Source organism: Vicinamibacteria bacterium, assembly GCA_035620555.1.
GTDB lineage: Bacteria > Acidobacteriota > Vicinamibacteria > Marinacidobacterales > SMYC01 > DASPGQ01.
The window spans coordinates 1-3,542 of the sequence record DASPGQ010000680.1 but is presented as its reverse complement, the minus strand read 5'-3'; the positions used below and the strand labels follow the sequence as shown (position 1 = coordinate 3,542).

The following is a 3,542-nucleotide window of genomic DNA, read 5'->3' as shown; positions in this document are numbered from 1 at the left end:
TCCATCGAGGGCCACGAACTGCCCCTCGGGAAAAATCTCGACGTGCTTGCGATAATGAGCTTCCTTGAAACGTTCCGAGTCGTCCAGAGTTGGAAAGACGAGAAGCTGGAGCCTCTCGAGAGCACGCGCGTGCCGCGGGAGGGTGGAGCAAACGACGATACCGCTGTCGAGGCGTTTCTCGTAGCTCATGGAAGAATGCTGGTGTTCGCTCTAGTGCTCAGTGCCGTGGCGGGACCCGTGATCGATCGTGCCGCCACGGCTCGGGCTGCTTACGGCGCGGCCAGCGCGCCGGGCTCGCTCCGCTCGCGCAGGGTGGGCTGAGTTCATCATCACCCTGCTAAAGGATTTCATGGGTTCGGATGGCCAAGACGCTCGGAAGTCGTGGTCTTCGAAGAATGCGAGGATTTGAGCCTCGCGAGCTCGTCCCTGGCCTGATCCAACGACTCTCTGCACGATTCGAGCTCCCGGTCGGAATCGATGAGCAACCGCTTGAGCTCGTTGTCGCGGAGAAGGTCGTCGTGCCCCAGAGCTGCCATGGCTCGTTTTGTGCACTGCTCGATCTCCGAGGGTTCCGCGTTTGCCCAGACGATCTCGCAGGCGCGACGCAGGTGCTTCTGCGCCTCTGCGGCGCTGGAATGCCCCGCGGATGGAGCCCCGTAGCCGACCACCAAGCCCAACGCAGCGGTGAGCGCTCCCCCGATTCGCATGTCGACCTCCCAAAGAGCTATCTCCAGGGGGATGGAGCTTGACCCGAAGCTGTGGGGGATGTTTCTTGACCTCTATTTTACCAAACGATCCCTATCCACTGCTCGTTCTGCTTACGGCGCGTCAACTCTCCGGCGGGCAGGCCGAGTCTCTCATCATCCTGCCTTGTGAGAAGCTTCGGACCCGGTTATAATGTCGAATGTCTACAGGAGGCCCATATGAGAATCGCAATGGTCTTCGCTCTCGTCGTTATCCATGAAACGACTCTGGCCGTCCCCGCGGAGCTGGAGTCCCGTGAGGGGTACGTCATGCCCACTGCCTGCAAGTCTCGCGAAGCGGAAGGCGGGCCGGAGGTTCACACGACCGAGTGTGCTCTCGAGCTGGAATGCGTCGTGACCGGCTACGGGCTTTGGGTCGATGGAGAATTCTTCGAGTTCGATGACGACGGAGACCAGATCGCGTTGAAGTACTTCCGTGAAACGACGAAGAAGGACCATCATCTCGTGAGCGTGACAGGCGAGTTTGGTGACGTCGAGGTCGACGTCGAAACGCTCGAGCCTATCTCGCCGTAAATCAAATGGGTCGAATGCATCAGAAGGCGAGTTTTCCCCTCAAGACCTGGCCGAACATCACGAAGTCGCCCATCAGACTGTAGAGAGGATAGCGAAACGTGGCGGGACGGTTCTTCTCGAAGAAGAAATGCCCCGCCCATGCGAAGCCGTAGCCGAGAAGCGGGAGCACCCACAGGATCGGCCAGCTGGCCGTCGCGGCGACGTAAGCGAGGGCGAGAAGGACGGAAGCGGTGCCCACGAAATGCAGGCGCCGACAGCCTCGCGTTCGGTGCTGGGAGAGGTAGAAAGGATAGAATTCTCGAAAACTCTGGAATTGAATTATCGGTTCAGTCATCTCGACGCTCCAGAGCCGGATCCTATGCGATCTCGAGCATCCATCGGGCAACGGGCGCCTTCGATTCCCACGTTTGACCGACACCGAGAGGTGCGCTACATACAACTCCTGTGCGAGCGTCGAGTCCTTCGCTCGTTTCTTCTCACCTGACGTAACGGAGGAGCAGGAATGCTATCGAGATGCCGGATGTTGACGTTCGCTGCATTCGCCGTGGGTATCTGCGCGACGGCTCGGGGCACGCCGCAGACCGAGATCGAAGACGACGACGTGAGGACTCTCGTGAGCCGTCTGGATCTCGAGCGCTTCAAGGCTACGCTCGAGGGTCTGACGAAGTTTGGCGACCGCCGCCAGGGCACGAAACGCAATCGGGACGCGATCGACTGGATTGAAGAACGACTGAAAGCCGTCGGATGCACGACGACCGAGCGGATCGATTACGTCTACGATCCTCCTCCTCGTGACTCGCGACGGCGAGCGAGCGACGAATTGAACCCGTCGGGTGGCACTCCGACTGGTGGGCGTATCGGGCGAAACGGCTCGGGTCCGGGCGGCAGCTCGATTTTCGGGTATCGGGCGCGAACCGGGGTGAATACCGACCCCATGGCGCAGCCGGACGAGACCCTACGCGAGCTGAACCGAGAGCCCGCGACCAACGGGCCGCGCCAGCAGGTGTATTGCACCAAGGTGGGGACGACGCATCCCGACGAGATGTACATCATCGGGGCACATATGGACGGTCACGGCTGGGGCGAAGCGGCGAACGACGATGGCTCGGGGACGGCTCTGGTGATGGAGCTGGCGCGCGTTTTCAATGCTCCCGACGTCGAGACCGAGCGCTCGATTCGGTTCATCCTCTGGAACAACGAGGAAACGGGTCTCAACGGCTCGAGGGCCTACGTCGAACAGCGTCGCGAGCTTCAGGGAAAAGAGGACCCCCTCGGGTCGGGTCGCTATCCCGAGCCGAGATGGCTCGGCATGATCCAGCACGACATGATGCTCTTCGATCACGGGGCTCCACGCGCCGACGGCACCGTCAGCCGCGATCAGCGAGCCGAGGCCGACGTGAACATCGAGTTTCAATCCACGGCAGAGCTCGCCGACGAAGCGCGAGATCTCGCGTTCTTTTTCAAGGCCGCTAACGACGAGTACGCGACCGACTACTCTGCGACGGTAGGCCCTCACATGACCAACACGGACTCGACTCCGTTCATGGACATCGTGCCTTCGATCAGTCTGCGAGAGAACGAGCGCGGCGCCCAGATAGGAGCCGGTTGGGATCCGCACTGGCACCAACCGACGGATCTCTATTCGACGTTCACGGACGACGACTTCCGCCTTGGCCTCAACGCGGGGCAGACCACCCTGGCAGCCATCGCCAAGCTCACGGGTGCGAGCATCTCCCGATGATCGCCTCCTGGGGGATCCGGCGAGGAGTAGAATAGGAATCACGTATGAACACCGGCCTTTTGTCGTCCGCGGGTCTCACGGTAGCTGCGGTTCTCGCCTTCTCGAGCGGTCAGGAAGGGCCCACCAGAAAGCTCATGGAAGCCAAAGCGGGCTATGCGCATCGGCTCCTCGATGCCGTCGTTCAGGACGATTTCGAAGCCATCCGGGATCAGGCCTTCCGCCTGAGAGCGGTCGCGGAGACGGCGGATTGGCGTGTCGTCGATACGCCCGAGTACACCCGTGCGAGCGACGCCTTCGTTGGAGCGACGGAGCGGTTGCTCGATGCCGCTCGTGAGAGCAATGGTGACGCAGCCGCGCTGGCTTATTTGGACATCACCCTCGAGTGCGTCCATTGCCACCGATACATCAGGAACTATCGGGCCGCGAAGGCCAGATGACGCTTCAGGAAAGAGCGACCCGGTCACCGAGTCGCGTCTTACCCGGCGATTCGATCACCGCGTACACTCCCGCGCAAGGGAACTGAC

Annotated in this window: 6 protein-coding genes; 3 read left to right on the top strand and 3 right to left on the bottom strand. The window is 61.3% G+C overall.

Going from position 1 to position 3,542, the window contains the following annotated elements; genetic code table 11:
- Together VEK15_27535 and VEK15_27530 are read right to left on the bottom strand one after the other, a co-directional pair.
- On the bottom strand, positions 1 to 189 hold a 189-nt coding region (locus tag VEK15_27535), incomplete at its 3' end, for a GNAT family N-acetyltransferase (protein HXV64481.1).
- Positions 190 to 347: 158 nt separating this feature from the next.
- Complete coding sequence (locus VEK15_27530) at positions 348 to 707, bottom strand: hypothetical protein (GenBank protein ID HXV64480.1); 360 nt, start codon at positions 705 to 707, stop codon at positions 348 to 350.
- 216 nt (positions 708 to 923) lie between these two features.
- On the opposite strand from VEK15_27530, the gene VEK15_27525 reads away from it, so the two are divergent.
- Entirely contained in the window at positions 924 to 1,277 is a 354-nt protein-coding gene (locus tag VEK15_27525; protein HXV64479.1) for a hypothetical protein, read from the top strand.
- 19 nt (positions 1,278 to 1,296) lie between these two features.
- Here VEK15_27525 and VEK15_27520 read toward each other — a convergent pair whose 3' ends face one another.
- Entirely contained in the window at positions 1,297 to 1,611 is a 315-nt protein-coding gene (locus tag VEK15_27520) for a DUF962 domain-containing protein (GenBank protein HXV64478.1), read from the bottom strand.
- Positions 1,612 to 1,779: 168 nt separating this feature from the next.
- Between VEK15_27520 and VEK15_27515 the strand changes: the two genes are divergently transcribed.
- Both VEK15_27515 and VEK15_27510 read left to right on the top strand, forming a co-directional pair.
- Complete coding sequence (locus VEK15_27515) at positions 1,780 to 3,018, top strand: M20/M25/M40 family metallo-hydrolase (GenBank protein ID HXV64477.1); 1,239 nt, start codon at positions 1,780 to 1,782, stop codon at positions 3,016 to 3,018.
- A 44-nt stretch (positions 3,019 to 3,062) separates the two neighbouring features.
- A complete protein-coding gene (locus VEK15_27510; protein HXV64476.1) occupies positions 3,063 to 3,455 on the top strand; it encodes a hypothetical protein in 393 nt (130 codons plus the stop codon).
- The last annotated feature ends 87 nt before the right edge of the window (positions 3,456 to 3,542 follow it).

Bases quoted from the DNA above. Each gene is read 5' to 3' on its own strand.
- VEK15_27530 (HXV64480.1), bottom strand. From the start codon at position 707: ATGCGAATCGGGGGAGCGCTCACCGCTGCGTTGGGCTTGGTGGTCGGC.
- VEK15_27525 (HXV64479.1), top strand. From the start codon at position 924: ATGAGAATCGCAATGGTCTTCGCTCTCGTCGTTATCCATGAAACGACT.
- VEK15_27520 (HXV64478.1), bottom strand. From the start codon at position 1,611: ATGACTGAACCGATAATTCAATTCCAGAGTTTTCGAGAATTCTATCCT.
- VEK15_27515 (HXV64477.1), top strand. From the start codon at position 1,780: ATGCTATCGAGATGCCGGATGTTGACGTTCGCTGCATTCGCCGTGGGT.
- VEK15_27510 (HXV64476.1), top strand. From the start codon at position 3,063: ATGAACACCGGCCTTTTGTCGTCCGCGGGTCTCACGGTAGCTGCGGTT.